This is a genomic window from Hymenobacter lapidiphilus (assembly GCF_003417065.2).
Lineage (GTDB): Bacteria > Bacteroidota > Bacteroidia > Cytophagales > Hymenobacteraceae > Hymenobacter.
The window spans coordinates 1-18,708 of the sequence record NZ_QVLT01000052.1; the positions used below are offsets into that span (position 1 = coordinate 1).

Sequence of the window (18,708 nt, forward strand, 5' to 3'; positions counted from 1 at the left end):
CCACGCCAAACGGCTTAAGACCTTGCGCGGCCTCACGCCACATGAATTTGTCTGTGCCGAGTGGCAGAAAAACCCCGTTAACTTTACCCAGGACCCGACCCACCTCACGCTGGGACTATACACCTAGGGCCCGGCCCTGCTCGTTCACCGGGCCGGGCGTCGAAGCCGTGGCGTCCACGGCCAGGGCCACGATTTGCGCGGGGTCATCAACGCAGGCCACTACTTCGCGCACGACCTGGGTGAGGCCTTCGAGGTGGTCGAGCGGGTGCTGGCGGAACTGGTTCAGGTCGGGGTCGCAGAACTCGCCGGCCTCCCAGCGCGGGAAGGGCCGCACGGCGTCGGCCACCTCGCGGCCAGTGGCCACGTCAACCAGTAAAGCGCGCACCGAGCTGGTGCCAAAATCGAGGCCGATAACGTATTGCGGGCTTGTTGGCATAGCGGGACGGGCGTGGTGGGAGGGCCTCAACATACGACTTCCATTAGCAAAACGACGCAAAAAGCCCCCGCTGCCGGGTGGCAATGGGGGCTTACAGAACTTCCGTAGGGGCGGGGCTTGTCCCCGCCCGCCGTTCACACCGTTTCAACGATAATCGTTTAACGGCGGGCGGGGACAAGCCCCGCCCCTACAGCGGGCAGACAACGCAGTTATCTAACGCGGCGCTTAGCCTTACAAGGCGGCGGCGTCCTTGCTCTTTTTGCGCTTGACTTTGGTTTTGCCGCCGTTTTCGGTTTTTACCTTCATCTTTTCTACGTCGTTCATGTCGGCATTCATGGTGCCGCTGCTGGCCGAGGCCGCGCCCACGCCGGGGTTGGAGCCGTTGTTTTGCAGCGTCATTTCATCTACGAGATGCTTGGCACCGCCCAGCTTGTCGATGCACCAGAGCACGTAGCGGATGTCCACGTTGATGCAGCGTTTGAGTTCGGGGTCGTAGGCCAGGTCGCCGGTCATGGCTTCCCAGTTGCCATCGAAAGCCAGGCCAATCAGCTCGCCGCGGCCGTTGATGACGGGCGAGCCGGAGTTGCCGCCGGTAATGTCGTTGTCGGTGATGAAGCCTACCGGCAGCTGGCCGTCCTTATCGGCGTAGCGGCCGTAGTCCTTGGCCTTTAGCAGCGCCAGCTCCTTGGCGGGCACCACGAACTCGGGGTTGGTGGGGTCCTCCTTCTCCAAGATGCCCTGGGCCGTGGTTTTGTAGTCGTAATGCACGGCGTCGCGGCCGTTGTAGGGGCGCACGGTGCCGTAGCTCAGGCGGATGGTCGAGTTAGCGTCGGGCGAGTACACCTTCTGGCTGTTCTTTTCGCGCAGGGCGGCTACGTACAGGCGGTTGGCCCGGCCCAAACCGGCCTGCGAGGCCTGCAGTTTGGGAGCAATGTTCTGCACGTAGTTCGAGTACACCGACTGGTAGGTTTTGTAGGCCGGGTCAGCTTCGAGCTTGGCCAGCGTTGGGTTGGCCAAGAAGGCGTTTACCTTGGCTTCCGAGGTCAGGAAGGAGTTGCTGAACACGTAGGCAGCGTACTTGCTCATCGAGCCGCCGTACTGCTTTTTCACCATGGCAAACACGTCGGGCTGCTGGTCCTGGGGCACGTCCTGCATGTACAGGTTCATCAGGGCCGCAAACACCTTTTGGTCGGTGGGCGCGCTGTAGTCCTTGAAGTAGTCCTTCACCGGCTCGCGCAGGGCCTCGGTGGCCTTGCTGATGGCACCTTTGTCGCCGCTTTTCAGGGCGCCGGCCAGCGGCATCATGCGGGCGGCCAGCGTCACGATTTCGGTGCCAAAAGCGCCTTCGTTTAGGTACTGGCTGCTCAGGTTGTACTGGCGCACAGTTTTGTAGGCCTGCTCAATCGTGCTCAGGGCCTCGCCGTACTGCTGCTGGCGGGCGGGGTCCTGGGCAATCCACTGAGCCAGGGCCACTTCCTCAGCCTTCTTGGTATCCACCGTCTTCAAGCGGTTCATGCCCTCGTTCTGACCAATAAAGTACTTCCAATAGTTGGCAATATTGGCGTACTTGCTGGCGTACTGCAGGCGCAGGTCGGGGTTCTTATCCATGTCGGCCTTCCAGATTTTAAGGCGCGTGTCGCGGAGCTTGATGCGGGCCGGGTTGCTTTCGTCGAGCGTGAGCTGCAGGCCGGCGGCGGGCAGAAAGCGCTGCGTCCGGCCGGGAAAGCCGAAAACCATCGCGAAGTCGCCTTCCTGCACACCCTGCATGGCGACGGGCAGGTGCTTCTTGGGCACGTAAGGCACGTTATCGGCCTGGGTGCCGGCGGTGGGCTTGTTGTTTTTGTCGGCGTACACCCGGAACATCGAGAAGTCGCCGGTGTGGCGGGGCCACATCCAGTTGTCGGTGTCGCCCCCGAACTTACCCACGGCTTCGGGCGGCGCGCCAACCAGGCGCACGTCGCCGAAGCGCTGGTAAATGAACAGGTAGTACTCGTTGCCACCGAACATGTCGCGCACGTAGGCTACGTACTGGCCGTTTTCCTTGGCGGCCTCGGCGGTTTCGCGCTGGCGCTGCTGAATGGTGGCCATGCGCTCGGCTTCGGGCGTGGCGGCGGTAATGCCTTCCAGCATCTTGGCCGTCACGTCTTCCATGCGCACCAGAATATCCACGAACAAGCCGGGATTCTTCTTCTCATCCTGCTTGGTAGCGGCGTAGAAGCCGTTTTGCAGGATGTTGTCCTGGGGCGTGCTGTTGCTCTGGATGGCGTCGTAGCCGCAGTGGTGGTTGGTGAGCAGCAGACCCTGCGAGCTTATGAACTCGCCGGTGCAGAAGCCACCGAGCTGCACCACGGCATCTTTCAGTGAAGCGTTGTTGACGTCGTAGATTTCTTCGGCCGTCAGCTTGAGGCCCTTCTTCTGCATGTCGGCCTGGTTGAGGCGCTTGATGAACATGGGGAGCCACATGCCCTCATCGGCGCGGGCCGTGAAGGGTAGCAGCAGCGTCAGCAGCAGGGCTTTGGCCCAGTGATTGGTGCGCATATAGTTTGTTGTGGGTGGGAAATACGTTTGGGCGAAGTTACGGAATTGTGCTTGTAGCATTTCCCGCAGCGCAGCGCGGGAAATGCAGTCCGGCCGTACCTTTGAAAAAGCATGACGTACCTGTTTCGCCAGCTGCTGCTGGGCCTGCTGTGGGTGTACCGCCACCTTATTTCGCCGCTCAAGCCGCCCAGCTGCCGGTTCGTGCCCACTTGCTCGGCCTATGCCGTGGAGGCCATCGAAAAGCACGGCCCCTGGCGCGGCGGCCGGCTGGCCCTGCGCCGCATCGGCCGCTGCCACCCCTGGGGCAGTTTCGGCGAGGACCCGGTACCGTAGTTTTAAAGCTGTTAGCTGAGAGCTGTTAGCTGTTAGCTTCCGTTCAACGAGAAAAAGCTGACAGCTAATAGCTCTCAGCTAACAGCTCCAAACTGGTATACGGTGCTAGTGCGCAGCGTTTCGCCGGGGCGCAGGATGGTGCTGGGGAAGCTGGGGTGGTTGGGTGAGTCGGGGAAGTGCTGGGTTTCGAGGCAGAAGCCGGCGTACTGGCCGTACACCTGGCCGTTTTTGCCCGTTAGGTTACCATTCAGGAAGTTACCGGAGTAGAACTGTACGCCCGGCTGGTCGGTGCGTACTTCCAGCGTGCGACCCGAAACCGGCTCGTACACGCGGGCCACCGGGCGCATTCCCTGGCCATTGAGCACCCAATTGTGGTCGTAGCCGCCGGGCGGCGGGCCGGGCACCTGGGCAATCCGCGCCCCAATGGCGTGGGACTGCCGGAAATCCATAGGCGTACCCGCCACTGGGCGTAGCTCTCCGGTCGGAATCAGCTGGTCGTTGACTACCGTGTACTTGTCGGCATCTAGCATCAGCTCGTGGGCCAGCACATCCGGGGTCTGGCCGGCGCTCAGGTTGAAGTAGCTATGGTTGGTGAGGTTGACCGGCGTGGCCTGGTCGGTGGTGGCGGTGTAGTCGAGGCGTAGCGCGTTGTCGTTGGTGAGGGTGTACACCACGGTTACGGCCAGGTTGCCGGGGTAGCCCTCCTCGCCATCCGGGCTGGTGTAATGTAGCGTGAGGGTCTGGCCGGCGGCCGAGGTGCCGGCCGTGGCCTGCCACACTACTTTATCGAAGCCGCGCTGACCGCCGTGCAGGTGGTGGGGGACGTCGTTGGTGGCCAGCGCGTACTCCTTCCCATCGAGCGCGAAACGGCCTTTGGCAATGCGGTTGCCGTAACGGCCAATCAGGGCTCCGAAGTAGGGCGACTCGTTGGGCGGCTGGCGCAGGTAGTCGCTCAGATTATCGAACCCCAGCACTACGTCGCCTAGCTGGCCGGCCTTATCGGGCACCAGCAGGCGTGTGATAATGCCGCCGTAGTTGCTGATGGTGGCCCGCATACCGCAGGCGTTCTGCAGCATGAAGAGCAGCACGGCCGTCCCATCGGCAGTATTCCCGAATTGCCTGGATGTTGGGGCGGCGGGTTGGTTGGCAGGAGTCGAAGAAGAAGCCATCAGCAAAAAAACAGCCGGCTCTGACCGGCATACACAGAACAAGACCGGCCGCGCCGACCGGTAGCGCTACAACGCAGCAGGCAGCCGGGCGTTGTGCACCCCAACACCCGCCCCAGGCGATACCCTTGCGGCGGCAGACGCGTATAGGGTGGTTCGCCATTGCCTGCGGGCAGTTTATATTCTCTTTTCCTTCCTTACATGTTCTGTATGCGTGCTTTTCTTTTTGTACCCGCGCTGGCCGCAACCCTGCTCAGCAGCTGCTCCGAAGCCCAAACCAACCAATCCGAGGATTCAGCAATGAATTCTGGAACCACCAACCAATCGGAACAGAAAGGGAAGAAGGGCAAAAAGAACAAGGATAAGGCCGCCGCTATTGCCAACCTCACGCAGGTGGGCGAAATAGCGGAAGTACCCGAAAGCTCGGGCCTGGCCCTTACGGGTGAAAACGGCACTTTCTACACCCACGGCGACGAGGGAAATCCGCCGGTATTATTTAAAATCGACGCCCAGGGCAACGTGCTGGCCCGCATTGAGGTGCCAGTAAAAAGCGGCGATTGGGAAAGCGTAACCCGCGACAACGCGGGCAACGTGTACATCGGCAATGTAGGCAACAACAACAACGACCGCCAAGACCTGGCCATTCTGCGTATCAACCCGCTCAACCCCAAAATCGTCCAGGAAATCCGCCTCAAGTACCCCGACCAGACCGAGTTTCCGCCCAAGAAAAAGGACCGCAATTTCGACTGCGAGGCTACGCTCTGGCACGATGGCCAGCTATACCTGTTCACCAAAGACCGTGGCCTCGGCACCACCAGCAAGGTATACACCGTGCCCGCCCAGCCTGGCAACTACACGGCCAAGCTGCTCACCAAGCTGGCCATTCCGGGTGAGGTAACCGATGCCGCCCTGAGCCCCGACGGCCGCCGGCTGGTACTGCTGGCCCGTGAAGAGATGTTCGTGTTTGAAGGCGACAACCTGGCGGCTATTCTGAAGGCCAAACCTACGCAGGTTTCGCTCAAGGGCGTGGGCCAGACCGAAGGCGCGGTATTTACCACCGACCATATGCTCTACCTCAGCACCGAGCAGGGCGGCCTCTACACCTACCAGTTCCAGTAGCGCCGGGCCAGAACGGGGTAGCCAAGGGCCAGCTGGGCCGCTTTATTGACCAAGGCGTATTCTTTTCAGTAAATTTGGCCTAGATATCCCCCCATCCGACGTGGTTTTTTCAGCCGCGTCATTACCTCATATACCAGCAGATGGCTGACCAAACCACTCCTTCTGGCCTGCGGGCCGGCGTACTGTACGGCGACGAAGTACAGCAGCTTTTCGAACACGCCAAGGCCAACGGCTACGCCCTGCCCGCCGTGAACGTAACCGGTACCGACACGGTGAATGCCGTGCTCGAAACCGCCCGCGACCTGAATTCGCCCGTTATCATCCAGTTCTCGAACGGGGGCGCGCAGTTCTATGCCGGCAAAGGTCTCCCCAACGATAAGCAGCAGGCCAGCATTGCCGGCGCTATTTCGGGAGCTCAGCACATTCATCTGATGGCCGAGGCCTACGGCGTACCCGTGGTACTGCACACCGACCACGCTGCCAAAAAGCTGCTGCCCTGGATTGACGGCCTGCTCGAAGCCGGCGAGAAGCATTACGCTCAGCACGGCCAGCCGCTGTACTCCTCCCACATGCTCGACCTGTCGGAGGAGCCCATTGAGGAGAACGTGGAGACCTGCAAGAAATACCTGGAGCGCATGGCCAAAATCGGGATGACGCTTGAGATTGAGCTGGGCGTAACCGGCGGCGAAGAAGACGGCGTGGACAACTCCGACGTTGATTCGAGCAAGCTCTACACCCAGCCTTCGGAGGTAGCTTACGCCTACGAGGAGCTCAGCAAAATCAGCACCCGCTTTACCATTGCGGCCGCGTTCGGCAACGTGCACGGCGTGTACAAGCCCGGCAACGTGAAGCTGGAACCGAAAATCCTGCACAACTCGCAGGAGTACGTGCGCGAGAAATTCAAGCTCGATGCCAAGCTGCCCATCAACTTCGTGTTCCACGGCGGCTCGGGCTCCTCGCAGGAAGAAATCCGCGAGGCTATCAGCTACGGCGCTATCAAGATGAACATCGACACCGACATGCAGTGGGCTTTCTGGGACGGCATCCGCCAGTACTACCAGAAAAACGAGGCCTTCCTGCAGGGCCAGATTGGCAACCCCAACGGCGACGATTCGCCCAACAAGAAGTACTACGACCCGCGCGTATGGCTGCGCAAGGGTGAGGAAAGCTTCGTTACCCGCCTCAAGTCGGCCTTCGACGACCTCAACGCCGCCAACCGCAATTAGTTAGCTGTTAGCTGTTAGCTGTTAGCTGTTAGCTGGAAAACGAGAAGGCCCCGTACTCAGTTGAGTGCGGGGCCTTTTTGCGTTGAATTCATCTGCAGTTTATCCCGCTTGAAGTACAGCTACTTCTTAGCCGCAGCAGCTTCGGCTGCTTCATACTCGGCCAAATCACGTGGGGCGTAGCCGTAAGGGTTTTCGGGGTTTTTGCCGGCGCGCCAGAGGAAATACAGGCCCATGAAGACGAGCGGGATGCTCAGTAGCTGGCCCATGTTAAACTGCATGCCCTGCTCGAAGGCCACCTGATCTTCCTTGAAGAACTCGATGAAAAAGCGGAACGAGAACAGCAGCACCACAAACAGGCCGAACAACTGCCCGCGGGGCGTGCGCTCCTTGGTGCGGTTCCACATGCCGTACAGCAGCACGAACAGGAACACACAGAACAGCGACTCGTAAATCTGGGTGGGGTGGCGCGGCACGGCCACCAGCGAACCGGCCGCCACGGTGGGCCCGGCTAACCGGGCGGTTACCTTCACGTCGTCGTTGGGCTGGCGGAAGCGCTCTACCACGTAGGAATCGGCCGGGACGGGCTGGTCGGCAGCCGGCTTCTGCAGGTGCTCGTAGTCGCGGGGGAACACGAAAGCCCAGGGCGCGGTGGTGGGGTGGCCCACGATTTCGGAGTTCATCAGGTTACCGATGCGGATGAGCGCGCCGCCCACGGCCACTACCAGCACAATCCGGTCGAGCGTCCAGAGCACATCGAACTTATTTTTGCGGCTGAACAGCCAGACGGCGAAGATGATGCCGATGGTCGCGCCGTGCGAGGCCAGCCCTCCTTCCCATATCTTAAAGATGCTCAGGATATTATTCTTGTACTGGGGCCAGTCGTAAAAGAACACGTGACCCAGCCGGGCGCCCAGCACCGTGCCAATCAGCACGTAAATCGTAATCACATCCACCCAGCGCGGCGACACTTTTTCGGAGCGGTAGATGTGGCTCAGAATGAACGTGCCCACCACGAAGCCCGACATGAACAGCAGCCCGTACCAGCGCAGCGTCAGCGGCCCGATGTGCGCAATAATGGGGTCAGGATTCCAGAGAATGGCACTCAGCATAGGTTAAGATGGTTACGGGAAGGAGATGGGAAGAAGTCAAAGGTAGTTAGACAATGGGCTTACGGCTCCGCAAACCTACTCTTCTGGGTAATTGCCGATCAATTCGGCGCTCTGCCAGCTGCTGTCACTTGCCACCAAAAGGCAGCTCAAGCCAGTCACTGCTGGCTTGGTTGGCACTGCTCACTGAATGCAGGGCGGCATCGTCGCCGCTCAGCAGCAGCAATAAGCCCAGCATAACCGCATAAGCAGGCCAGTGCAACCAGGTGCGCACCGGCGCGTGCGCTGCCGCCGTTGCCCGAATGAGCCGGGCCTGTACCCGGCTGTAAAAATAGGGTCGGGGCTGTGCTCCGGGTTGGTTATGCAACTGGTGCAGCAGGTTTTCCCATTCTTCATCGGCATTGCGCCGGGTGGCTGAATCAGACATGGCGTAGGGAAGGTTGAAAATGATGGCGCAGCGTTTTTCGGGCGCGGAACAACAACGATTCTACCGCTGGCACGGTGGTATTGAGCACGGCGGCTATTTCTTCGTAGCTCAGTTCCTGCTCGTGGCGCAGCGTAAATGCTATCTGCTGTTGGCCGGGCAAGCGGGCAATGTGCGCCCGCAGAATCTCCACCTGCTGCTGACCTTCCAGCTGGGCCTGCGGGTGCTCATTATCGGGCGGCTCGTATAGTATTCGGTTATCGAAGCCCAGCAGGCTTGTCAAATAGACGAAGCGTTTTTTCGCGCGGGCCTGCCGCTGGTTTTTCAGGGCCCGCGAGGTAGCCAGCCGATAAAGCCAGGTAGTCAGCGACGCTTCGCCCCGAAACCGGCCAATCGTTTGATAAACTTCCACAAAGACTTCCTGCGCCACGTCCTCCGCTTCTTCCGGCGACTGAAGCAATGCCAGCACGGTGCGGTAAATACGGTCCTGATACCGTTCTACCAAAGTGCGAAATGCCACCTCGCTGCCTCGTTGCAGCTGCGCTACCAGCTCGGCATCGGCAGAAGCAGTAGCGGCCCGCGCAACGGGGGACGACTGTTGGAGCGCAGGCAGCGGAAGAGTATACACTCGGGAAAAGCAGAAGGGAGAAACAACACGCGACCGGGGCCGGTCATTGCCGCTGGTATCCGGGTTACATAAGCTTAGGTCCGCTCATCGCAGGAAACTTGCGGCGGCCCCTGATTTAAAATCCAGAAACCTGACAGACAGACCAATATTGTTAAAACCGCTGAGTGGATTTTCTTTATTGACAAGGACCGCTACTTACCAAATAGCCCGGCTCCCCGGTGTAGCTACTCCTCAGAATGGGAAAGTGCCGCCAGGAGCGCGGGTTCACGTGGTAGGCGTCGAGGTGGAAGGCGGTGGCGTACCGCTCAGGCTTTCACTGGTTGCGGCGCCAGAGGCTGAGGAAGCGTTCGACGTAAGTTTTGAGCTACTCGGGGTCGGGTCAGGTTTCCCGTACCAGCTGGACGCTGCCATCAACGTACACCTTGGCCACAAAAGGCCGCGGGTAGCGCCGGACGAAGCGGCGCAGCCCGGGCAAAGCGCGTACGACGCACTCGGCCAGCCCCGCCCCGGTGAGGCCTTTGGCCACGAAAATGAACGTGCCAGCCCCACTGGCGTGCAGGGCCTGTAGTTCGAGGGGGTTGTAGTGCAGCCGGCGTTCCTGGGTGAGCACGAAGCCGCCCCGGGCCGTTACGGCGGGCAGCCACTCGGCATCGGGCGTGGCGGGGTCGAACAGCTCGGCGTGGCGCAGCACCTGATCGGGCTGGCCCTGCAAAGCGGCGCGCACCAGGGCCGTGTCGAGGGTGCGGTCGAGGAAGAAAACGGGTTCAGGCGCCGAGCTCATACCGGAGGGCTTCTTCCACGGCCGCAGCCGGGAGGTCGAAATTACGGGCAATGTCGAGCACCGCATCGCCGGCCCGGTATTGGTCCACCACCACATCGACGGGAACGTAGGTAGCCGTGAGCACCGGCCGCCCAAAGGCCACCCGCGGGTCGACGACAATGTGGGCCGGCGCACCGTCGGGCACGAAGCCGGGGACGCTGGCATACGCCGGAAACAGCCGCAGCGGAAAGCCGTCGGCGGCCCGCTCGATGCGGCGCAAGTAGGCCTCCACCAGTTCGCGAATGGTTATCTGCCCCCGCCGCGAGGCATTGATGAGCAGGTTATCATCTTCCAGCGTGCGAACAAATAAATCCACGCCGTCGGTTTCGAGCTGGTGCTGGGCCAGCGGGTGCTCGGCCTGCAGCTCCTCGCGCACAAACTGCACCGCGTGGCGCACCCGCTGCAACGAAATACCGTGCTGGTGGCGAATAGCAGCCAGCACGTGCACTTCCACCAGATTCAGGAAGGAGAGGCCGTCGGGGCTGGCGGGCTGCACCAGCGCGCCGTGCAGGTCGGTGGTGCGGGTCCAGGCCTGTACCGTGGAGGCGGCCAACCCCGTGAGCTTAGCCACCTGTCGCGCCGAATACAGCGGCAGCCGGTAGGCCTCACGTTGCTGGTAGAGCTGCTCGAAAGTTGTTGGCGACACGGATTACGCGGAATTGAACCACGAAAGTACCGGTTTTTGGCCGGAGGTTCTCTTGCAGAATGTCAGTCAGAGCAGGATTGCATACCCCATGAACGTCATGCTGAGCGAAGGCGCAAGCCGCAGTCGAAGCATCTCTACCGCTTAAACTGAGCCGTTCAACGAAGCGGTAGAGATGCTTCGATTGCGGCTTGCGCTCAGCATGACGTTCTTTTTACCTCCACCTCGCTTCTACAGCGCGGCCAGCTCTTGGGTGTAGCCGCCGCTCAGGATGGGGAAGCGCAGCCAGGAGCGCGGGTCCACATTGTAGTCGTCGAGGTGGAAGGCCGGGGCGTACCGTTCGCGCTTCCACTGGTTGCGGCTCCAGAGGCTGAAGAAGCGCTTGACGTAGGTTTTGAGCTGCTCGGGGTCGGCTCCGGGGTCTTCGTGGATGAGCGTGGCCAGCACCTGGGCCGGGGCCAGCCGGTCGTAGAAACCCAGCCGCTCGATACGGTTGAGCAGCGGATACGGCATCAGGTCGCGCTCATCGGTCTGGTTGTCGGCCAGCGGCCGCAGCTCGGCGGTGGGCTGCAGACCGTTCACCCGCCGCAGGCCGGGGTAGTTGAGCTCCGTTTCGGCCCAGCGCAGCCACTGCTTCACGAAGAACTTATCGACGCCGGCGATGGGCGAGATGGAGCCGGCCGTGTCGCCATCCATGGTGCAGTAGCCCACGCTGGCTTCCGAGCGGTTGGAAGTCGTCATCAGCAGGCAGTTTTGGATGTTGGCCAGCATCCAGATGGCAGGCGCCCGCACCCGGGCCTGGATATTCTGCAGGGCCAAGTCGTCGGTCTGCCAGGTCAGCTTCCGGCCCAGGGCGTGCTCAATCTTACCCACGTAGCCGCTTACTTCGTCGTCAATTTCCCAGTGATAAAACACGGCTCCGATGTCCTCCGCCAGCTCCTGGGCCGAGTTGAAGGTGTCGTCGGAGGAGTTGACGGTGCCCTGGTAGGCGCAGGTAAGCAGGCGGCCGGTGATTTGGCGGTTCAGCTCCCGCTGATTCACCGAAACGGCCTCGGTGCTGGCCGTGGGCAAGTTGCCGGCTGGTGCGGTAGCCGGCGAACCGTTGGCCGGCATCAGCACTTGGCCAGCGGGCTCGGCCTGCTTTTCGCCGGTAATTTCCTCGATATCAGCAGCCGTGAAGCAGCCGGAGCGGCGCATGAACTCGGCCGTGCCCAGCTCGGCGGTGCCCAGGCGCACCATTTCGGCCACCGCCACGGCGCACATACTGGAGTCAGCCCCGCCGCTCAAACTCAGCACGAAGCCCCGGCTGCGGGCCTTGCGCAGGTAGTCGAACAGTGCCAAGCTCAGCGCCTGGTTCAGCTCCAGATACTCGTCGGGCGTGGGCAGGGCCGGAATCTGTTCGGCCAGCGGCAGGTCGGCCGCAAAATCCACATCCACGCACTCCAGGTCCACTTCCTTGAAGCTCAGCAGCTGGTTGCGCTGGAGCAAATGGCCGTTGCGGGCCACCAGAATTTCGCCGTCATAAATCATGCGGCCGGCCTCGTTGCCCAGCAGGTTGGCGTAGAGGTAGGTACACTTGAACTTGCGCGAGGCCTGCAGCACCAGTTGGTAGCGCACATCGGTCTTGCTCATGGCGAAGTGCGAGGCCGAGGGATTCACAATCAAATCCACCTTGCCCTGGAGGCGGCTGGCGGGCCGCACGTCGTCGGGCCGCCACGCATCCTCGCAGATTTCAAACCCGAACCGCATGCCCAAGTGCTCAAACGTGAGGTCGCCCAACGGCCACTCCTCCCCTTCCCACTGCACCGTCGTAGTTTCGCCGGCCGGCCACGGATGAAAGAACCGGGGCTCGTAGTGCACTCCATCATTAGCCAGAAACTGCTTGGCCGCGAAACCCAGAATCTGCCCGTCGCGCAGCACGGCGGCTGTGTTGTAGGTCCGTCCCTGCAAGCGCACCGGCAGGCCCACCACCACGCAGATGCCCGCAGTCCAGGGCCGAATGGTTTGCAGGTGGGCCAGCGCACTTTCGGGCAGCCAGTCGCTCAGAAACAAATCTTCGCAACCGTAGCCCGTGAGGCACATTTCCGGCAGGCATAGCAGCTCTACGCCCGCTGCTTTAGCCTGTTCAACGGCCGTCTGAATCGTGCGTAGGTTATGGGTCCAGTCGAAGGGAATCTGGTTGAGGGCGGCACCGGCTATTCGCATGGGTTCGGGTCGGAGGGTGGAGATCTACAAAACAACTCCTTTTTCCTGGCTTGGGTTACTCTGAACGCCTTTTTGCCGTTCTTACACCCCCAGCACCGTCAGGGCCCGCTCGGCAGCCAGCTGCTCGGCCTGCTTCTTCGAGAGGCCCATACCGGTGGCAATGGGCTCATCGTCCACCACCACTACGGCCGAAAACTCCATCACTCCCCCCGGGCGAGCTTCGCCGGTCAGCTCGTAGCGCATGTTTTTACCGTTGCGCTGGGCCCACTCAATCAGCTTGCTCTTGAAGTTGGTGGTCGTCTCGGTCATGGCCTTCACATCAACGAAGGGTTTGAGCAGGCGGGCGAGCACAAACTTGCGGGCCGTTTTGTAGCCGTGGTCGAGGTACACGGCCCCCACCAGCGCCTCTAAGGCGTTGCCGTTTACCGAGCGCGAGCGAGCGGCCCGACCCTGCGCGGCGTCGAGCTGCACAAGCTTGTCGAGGCCGATTTTGAGGGCGATACTGTTGAGGCTTTCGCGGTTGACGATGCGGCTGCGCATCTCCGTCAGGAAGCCCTCCTGCTCGTAGGGGAACTTGCGGAACAGGAACTCGGCCACGGCCGTGCCCAGCACCGCGTCGCCCAGAAACTCCAGCCGCTCGTTGCTTTGGTGGCGAGCCTGCTCGCCCTGCTGGCGCACCACCGACGAGTGCGTAAAGGCCAGCCGGTACAGCTGCACATTGCCCGGCGCATAGCCCGTAATGGTGGTAATAGCCTGCCGAAAGGCCCGGTCGCGACCAATCAGCCGGCGAAAAAAGCCGAATATCGGCAAAGGCTGACCAAGCTTGGGCATTCTGTTTTCTTGTTGAAGCTGCTTACTGATCAAAACGTCATGCTGAGCAAAGTCAAGCATCTCTACTGCAGTACTAAACTATGGCATCAGGATTAGCACTGCGGTAGAGATGCTTCGACTGCGCTCCGACCCTGGCTCAATTCGCCACATGCTCCGCATGACACGTTTCTTCTTCTGATTATTACTCGCTGATTTTGCGGAAAATGACCGACGTGTTGTGGCCACCGAAACCGAAGGTGTTGCTCATGGCGATGTTTACTTCCCGCTTCTGGGCCTTGTTGAAGGTGAAGTTGAGCTTGGGGTCCAGTTCGGGGTCGTCGGTGAAGTGGTTGATGGTGGGCGGCACCATATCGTGCTGCATGGCCATAATGCAGGCCACGGCTTCGATAGCGCCGGCCGCCCCCAGCAGGTGGCCGGTCATGCTCTTGGTCGAGCTGATGTTGAGCCCATAGGCGTGCTCACCGAACACTTTCTGAATGGCTTTCACCTCGGCACCGTCGCCCAGCGGCGTGCTCGTGCCGTGGGTATTTATGTAGTCCACGTCCTCGGGCTTGATGCCGGCGTCACGCAGGGCGTTCTGCATCACCAGCACCACGCCGTTGCCCTCGGGGTCGGGGGCCGTGATGTGGTAAGCATCGGCCGACATACCGCCGCCAATCAGCTCGGCGTAGATTTTGGCGCCGCGGGCCTTGGCGTGCTCGTACTCTTCGAGCACCAACGAGGCCGCGCCTTCGCCCAGCACAAAACCGTCGCGCTCCTTGTCGTAGGGACGCGAGGCCTGCTCGGGCGCGTCGTTGCGCTCACTCATGGCCTTGAGGGCATTGAAGCCGCCCACGCCCGATTCGGTGATGGCCGCCTCCGAGCCACCCGTCACGATGACGTCGGCCATGTTGAGGCGGATGTAGTTGAAGGCCGAAATAATCGAGTCCGACGACGACGCGCAGGCCGAAGTGGTCACGAAATTGGGGCCCCGAAATTTGTGGCGGATGGAAATGTTGCCCGACGAGCTGTCGGCAATCATTTTCGGGATAAAGAAGGGGTTGAAGCGGGGCGTGCCGTCGCCGTTGGCGAAGGCGATGCACTCGGCCTGCAGCGACGTGAGGCCGCCGATGCCCGAGCCCCAGATAACACCCACCCGGTCCTTGTCGATGCCCTCTTCGTTGAGCCGGGCGTCTTCGATGGCCTCGTTGGCCGCAATCAGGCCAAACTGGGTGAAGATGTCCATTTTGCGGCCCTCCTTGCGGTCGAAGTAGTCGTCCGGATTGTAGTCCTTTACTTCGCAGGCAAAGCGGGTTTTGAACTTGCTGGCGTCAAAGCGCGTGATGGGCGCAGCGCCGCTACGGCCGGCCACCAGGCCTTCCCAGTAAGCGGGGGCAGTTTTACCGACGGGGGTTAGGGCACCCAGGCCGGTCACGACAACTCTCCGAAGAGACATAGGCGGGTTCGAGAAGCGAGAAAATGGAAAGGACAAAAAAAAGCAAACCGGCCGGCGGCAGGCCGGCCGGTTTGTTTAGTGCGTAGTGCTTCGTGGACAGTGCTTAGTTGGTTCTGAAACCACCCAGGCACTATCCACGAAGCACTAATAACTACTTGGCGTGCTCTTCGAGGTAGCTGATAGCCTGACCCACGGTGCCGATGTTCTCAGCCTGGTCGTCGGGAATAGATACGTTGAATTCCTTTTCGAACTCCATGATCAACTCGACGGTATCGAGCGAATCGGCGCCCAGATCGTTGGTGAACGAAGCCTCGGGGGTTACTTCCGACGCCTCAACACCCAATTTATCGATGATGATGGCTTTTACTTTCTCTGCAATTTCAGACATTTCCGTGGGGGTTTAAAAGAAAACTCGGCACAAATAACACCATCTTCGCTAACATTGTCAAACTTCCGCGCCCTTATCTTGCGGGTGTAAGATTATGGGCCTGCCAGTTTTGTGGGCCCGGCAGGTCGTGTACTTTTGCCTTTTCGCCCTCGCCCCGCCGCTTATGAAAACCTTCACCCTCGACGTGGATTACGACTGCGACTTCGACCTGTTCGGGCTCGTTTCGTCGTCGCGCGAGCATACGCTGGCTTGGGTGCTCAATCGCACGCTGCACCTGCGCCTCATCAAGCAGCCCGACCTGATTTTCGACCTACTGCAGAAGGGACGCCTCGTTATCAGCAACTACCTGCACGCCACCGAACACCACACGCTACGCCTGTTTCGCAACCGCAGTGCCGACGCCTCCACCCTCAAAAAGCCCTTCCTCGCCCCCGACATCCGCCAGTACGATTACCTGCTGCAAATCAATGCCGGCGGCGCGGGCCTGCCCCCTACCCCCCAACTCATTGCCCAGCTCACGGCCCTGCCCGAAGTGCAGTTCGTGAGCCAGTTCGACCCCAACGACCTGAAGTTTAAAGAGAACTTTCTTTTCTGAGACTACGGCCAATCGGTCGCAGCCTCTTTTCTTTTCGCTTTTCAGTTTCTCCGCAACCTCATGGAAGTCACGCCGCATTTCAACAAAACTAAAATTATCGCCACGGTTGGCCCCGCCTCCAACACCTACGACATGCTGGCCACGCTCATGCGCGAGGGCGTCGATGTGTTCCGGCTTAATTTCTCGCACGGCTCCCACGAAGACCACCAGGCCGTTATCCACACGGTGCGCCGCCTCAACAAGGATCTGCGCATGAACGTGGGCCTGCTCCAGGACTTGCAGGGCCCCAAAATCCGCCTCGGCGAAGTAGAAGGCGGGCAGGTTGAAATCAAGGCCGGCGACAAAATCAAGTTGGTCTGCGGCGAGAAGGAAATCAGCACGGCCACCCGCCTGAGCACGATTTACCTGGGCCTGGCCCGCGACGTGAAGCCGGGCGACATGATTCTCATCGACGATGGCAAGATTGAGCTGCGCGTGCTGGCCACCGACCGCGACCAGGAAGTGGACGTGGAGGTTATCTACGGCGGCCTCGTGAAGCCCCGTAAAGGCATCAACCTGCCCAACTCCGATGTGTCGGCCCCGAGCATGACGCCCAAGGATATCGAAGACCTGAAATTCGGCCTCGAGAATGATGTGGACTGGATTGCCCTCTCGTTTGCCCGCCGGGCCGAGGACATTCGCTTCATCAAAAATCTGATTGCCGAGAGCGGTAAATCCATCCGGGTAATAGCCAAAATCGAAACCCCCGAAGGCCTGCGCAACCTCGACGAAATTATTGCCCTGACCGATGCCGTAATGGTAGCCCGGGGCGATTTGGGCGTGGAAGTATCGATGGAAGAAGTGCCGATGGCCCAGAAAACCATCGTAGCCAAGTGCAATAAGCTGGGTGTGCCCGTGATTGTGGCCACCCAGATGATGGAGAGCATGATTACAGCCCCGCGCCCCACCCGCGCCGAAACCAGCGACGTAGCCAATGCCGTCGTCGACGGGGCCGATGCCGTGATGCTGTCGGCCGAAACGGCCGTGGGCGCGTACCCGGCCGAGGTTATCCGCTCGATGGTGGGCACCATTAAAAGCGTGGAAACCCAGCTGCCCAGCCTCTACAACCACTGGTTCCCCATCGACCCCGAGGCGCCTACTTTCATGGTCGACAGTATCCTGTCGGCGGCCTGCCACCTGGCTAAAAACACCAAGGCCAAAGCCATCACCGGCATGACGCACCGCGGCTACACGGCCTTCCAGATTGCCAAGTACCGCCCGAAGGCCAACATCTTCATCTTCACTGACAACCGCCCGCTACTCACGGCGCTAAGCCTCATCTGGGGTGTGCGCGGCTTCTACTACGACCGGCTGGTGAGCACCGACAGCACCATCTCCGACATCAAGTTTGCCCTCACCGCCTCGGGCCACCTGCAAAAAGGCGACGTGTTCATTAATACCGCCTCCATGCCCATTAGCGGGAAGGGAAAGACCAACATGGTAAAGGTGAGCGTGGCGTAGTTTTGGTTTGAGCTGTTAGCTGAGAGCTATTAGCTGTTAGCTTGACTATCCATCATGCTTCATCTGGCATCTGTAGATGAGAGGATCTTATTTCACTTGAACGAGTCGTTATTACGGCTGTTCAAGTGAAATAAGGTCCTCTCTTTGTCAGGATAATAGTCGGTCAAGTAATGGCTCAACCCTAATGCATGTGGTGTAAACGAAGTACTACAGGCAGGCTCCCAGACTGCTCCAGGCGCACCAGATACAGTCCGGCGGGCAGCCCAGCCAACACTATTTCGGCCCGCATTGTGCCTATCGGCAGCAATTGAGTTCGGAGTGTTTGGCCGGTAGTGTTTATTAGCGTGAGTTGCGCGACGACGGCAGTAGGAGCGGGCAGTTCCAGGGTAGCCGTAGTGGTGGCCGGATTCGGGTAGAGCCTCGCGCCAATTGTGGCAACTTTACCCCCCGGGGCCGATAGCAGCAGGTCGAACGGTTCGCGGCTGCCGCAGATGGTTGTGCCGGCGCTGCCCGTCCGGCGGTGGTACGTCAGTTGTAGCTGCTGCCCATAACCCTGCTGAAGCTGCACCACGCCCAGGCCGGCGTTTAGCAACTCATTTCGACCAGCCCAGTCAAAGTCGAAATAGGGCAGGTAAATATCTTCCATACCGCCGCGGATACGAAACAATTGCTGCGCTCGGAGGGTGGCCGTGGGGCCGCAAGTCCCGCCGCTTTGGCGGCCGGGCACGATTGGGTGGCCCATTGTTATGCCCATTGCCGCCCCGGCCGGGGCCGTCCACTCGTAGGCCAGCAGTTGCACATACCTTGAGGGCCCCACGGCCCCGCCAAGACTCATCCGCCACTGCCCGGTGCGCAACGATGCAGCCTGCCGGACCGTGGTGGGCGGCTGGAACGTAACACCCGCCGCCGGGCACCCTGGTGCTCCCCACGTTTGGGTGCGGGACTGATAGCGCACCACGTAAATCAGGCTGTCGGGGGTTAGCTGCCGGTTCACCACGCGCTGGAGCAGGTTGGTGGTCTCGCAAATCAGACTACCACCAAAAGACAATTCTTCACCGTAGTATCCCAACTCGTCGCCGGGCTGGAAATCGGCCAGCAGCAGCGGGTTGTAGTAGCAAACCCAAGTTGCGAACTACAAACCGACTTGGTGTAGTGCGTGGGCAAAGATGAAAAGCACTATTTTTAAGACGAAGCCGGCCGCTGTTACGGCATGAATCTGCTTGGGAAAGCGCGCTGTCAGGCAGCTGAAGGTGGTTTCAATACCTTTGCGAAAATACTGAATCAGAAAGTTTTGGGCCGGGTGGTGGGGCCGCTT

General features: G+C 60.5%; 18 protein-coding genes and 2 pseudogenes. 6 read left to right on the forward strand and 14 right to left on the reverse strand.

The features are described from left to right. Positions 1-127: pseudogene (locus D0N36_RS19825) on the forward strand (IS481 family transposase); the annotation flags it as partial. On the opposite strand, the gene D0N36_RS18690 reads toward D0N36_RS19825, so the two are convergent. Both D0N36_RS18690 and D0N36_RS18695 read right to left on the reverse strand, forming a co-directional pair. Beyond that, the gene (locus D0N36_RS18690) at positions 116-436 is read right to left on the reverse strand and encodes a hypothetical protein (RefSeq protein WP_190242759.1); all 321 of its coding nucleotides are present in this window, start codon (positions 434-436) and stop codon (positions 116-118) included. The pseudogene D0N36_RS19825 and the gene D0N36_RS18690 overlap by 12 nt on opposite strands. A 231-nt stretch (positions 437-667) precedes the next feature. Further along, positions 668-2,974 carry a S46 family peptidase gene (locus tag D0N36_RS18695; RefSeq protein ID WP_116943337.1) on the reverse strand — a complete coding sequence of 769 codons (2,307 nt, stop codon included), beginning with the start codon at positions 2,972-2,974 and terminating at the stop codon, positions 668-670. A 111-nt stretch (positions 2,975-3,085) separates the two neighbouring features. On the opposite strand from D0N36_RS18695, the gene yidD reads away from it, so the two are divergent. Next, positions 3,086-3,307 (forward strand): membrane protein insertion efficiency factor YidD, encoded by a 222-nt coding sequence (yidD, locus tag D0N36_RS18700; RefSeq protein ID WP_092738738.1) that lies wholly within the window; start codon positions 3,086-3,088, stop codon positions 3,305-3,307. Between the two features lie 74 nt (positions 3,308-3,381). Here yidD and D0N36_RS18705 read toward each other — a convergent pair whose 3' ends face one another. Further along, positions 3,382-4,476: an aldose epimerase family protein gene (locus D0N36_RS18705; protein WP_116943338.1), complete on the reverse strand. Its 1,095-nt coding sequence runs from the start codon at positions 4,474-4,476 to the stop codon at positions 3,382-3,384. A gap of 207 nt (positions 4,477-4,683) precedes the next feature. Between D0N36_RS18705 and D0N36_RS18710 the strand changes: the two genes are divergently transcribed. Together D0N36_RS18710 and fbaA are read left to right on the forward strand one after the other, a co-directional pair. After that, positions 4,684-5,592 (forward strand): esterase-like activity of phytase family protein, encoded by a 909-nt coding sequence (locus tag D0N36_RS18710; RefSeq protein ID WP_116943339.1) that lies wholly within the window; start codon positions 4,684-4,686, stop codon positions 5,590-5,592. Between the two features lie 140 nt (positions 5,593-5,732). Next, positions 5,733-6,818 carry a class II fructose-bisphosphate aldolase gene (gene fbaA, locus D0N36_RS18715; RefSeq protein ID WP_116943340.1) on the forward strand — a complete coding sequence of 362 codons (1,086 nt, stop codon included), beginning with the start codon at positions 5,733-5,735 and terminating at the stop codon, positions 6,816-6,818. A gap of 119 nt (positions 6,819-6,937) precedes the next feature. Here the strand turns inward: fbaA and lgt are convergent, their stop codons facing one another. From lgt to D0N36_RS18760, 9 genes are all read right to left on the reverse strand, one after another. Further along, the gene (gene lgt / locus D0N36_RS18720) at positions 6,938-7,927 is read right to left on the reverse strand and encodes a prolipoprotein diacylglyceryl transferase (RefSeq protein WP_116943341.1); all 990 of its coding nucleotides are present in this window, start codon (positions 7,925-7,927) and stop codon (positions 6,938-6,940) included. A gap of 124 nt (positions 7,928-8,051) precedes the next feature. Further along, a complete protein-coding gene (locus D0N36_RS18725; RefSeq protein WP_116943342.1) occupies positions 8,052-8,351 on the reverse strand; it encodes a hypothetical protein in 300 nt (99 codons plus the stop codon). Then, positions 8,344-8,976 carry an RNA polymerase sigma factor gene (locus tag D0N36_RS18730; protein WP_116943343.1) on the reverse strand — a complete coding sequence of 211 codons (633 nt, stop codon included), beginning with the start codon at positions 8,974-8,976 and terminating at the stop codon, positions 8,344-8,346. The genes D0N36_RS18725 and D0N36_RS18730 overlap by 8 nt, the downstream gene beginning before the upstream one ends. Positions 8,977-9,355: 379 nt before the next feature. Then, the gene (locus D0N36_RS18735; RefSeq protein WP_116943344.1) at positions 9,356-9,757 is read right to left on the reverse strand and encodes a PIN-like domain-containing protein; all 402 of its coding nucleotides are present in this window, start codon (positions 9,755-9,757) and stop codon (positions 9,356-9,358) included. Further along, a complete protein-coding gene (locus D0N36_RS18740; RefSeq protein ID WP_116943345.1) occupies positions 9,741-10,442 on the reverse strand; it encodes a DUF433 domain-containing protein in 702 nt (233 codons plus the stop codon). Before D0N36_RS18740 ends, D0N36_RS18735 begins: the two co-directional genes overlap by 17 nt. Before the next feature lie 228 nt (positions 10,443-10,670). After that, positions 10,671-12,644: an NAD(+) synthase gene (gene nadE / locus D0N36_RS18745; protein ID WP_116943346.1), complete on the reverse strand. Its 1,974-nt coding sequence runs from the start codon at positions 12,642-12,644 to the stop codon at positions 10,671-10,673. A gap of 81 nt (positions 12,645-12,725) precedes the next feature. Further along, complete coding sequence (gene rnc / locus D0N36_RS18750; RefSeq protein ID WP_116943347.1) at positions 12,726-13,475, reverse strand: ribonuclease III; 750 nt, start codon at positions 13,473-13,475, stop codon at positions 12,726-12,728. A gap of 181 nt (positions 13,476-13,656) precedes the next feature. Beyond that, the gene (gene fabF, locus D0N36_RS18755; protein WP_116943348.1) at positions 13,657-14,910 is read right to left on the reverse strand and encodes a beta-ketoacyl-ACP synthase II; all 1,254 of its coding nucleotides are present in this window, start codon (positions 14,908-14,910) and stop codon (positions 13,657-13,659) included. Positions 14,911-15,061: 151 nt separating this feature from the next. Beyond that, positions 15,062-15,298, reverse strand: coding sequence for an acyl carrier protein (locus tag D0N36_RS18760; protein WP_019948606.1), 237 nt, complete (start codon positions 15,296-15,298; stop codon positions 15,062-15,064). 163 nt (positions 15,299-15,461) lie between these two features. Here D0N36_RS18760 and D0N36_RS18765 point away from each other — a divergent pair, with 163 nt between their 5' ends. Both D0N36_RS18765 and pyk read left to right on the forward strand, forming a co-directional pair. Beyond that, positions 15,462-15,893 (forward strand): IPExxxVDY family protein, encoded by a 432-nt coding sequence (locus D0N36_RS18765; protein ID WP_116943351.1) that lies wholly within the window; start codon positions 15,462-15,464, stop codon positions 15,891-15,893. 60 nt (positions 15,894-15,953) lie between these two features. Next, positions 15,954-17,393 (forward strand): pyruvate kinase, encoded by a 1,440-nt coding sequence (gene pyk, locus D0N36_RS18770; RefSeq protein WP_116943349.1) that lies wholly within the window; start codon positions 15,954-15,956, stop codon positions 17,391-17,393. Positions 17,394-17,574: 181 nt separating this feature from the next. On the opposite strand, the gene D0N36_RS18775 is transcribed toward pyk, so the two are convergent. Both D0N36_RS18775 and D0N36_RS19375 read right to left on the reverse strand, forming a co-directional pair. After that, a complete protein-coding gene (locus tag D0N36_RS18775) occupies positions 17,575-18,441 on the reverse strand; it encodes a T9SS type A sorting domain-containing protein (protein ID WP_190242760.1) in 867 nt (288 codons plus the stop codon). An 84-nt stretch (positions 18,442-18,525) separates the two neighbouring features. Then, positions 18,526-18,708, reverse strand: a pseudogene (locus D0N36_RS19375) (IS982 family transposase); the annotation flags it as partial.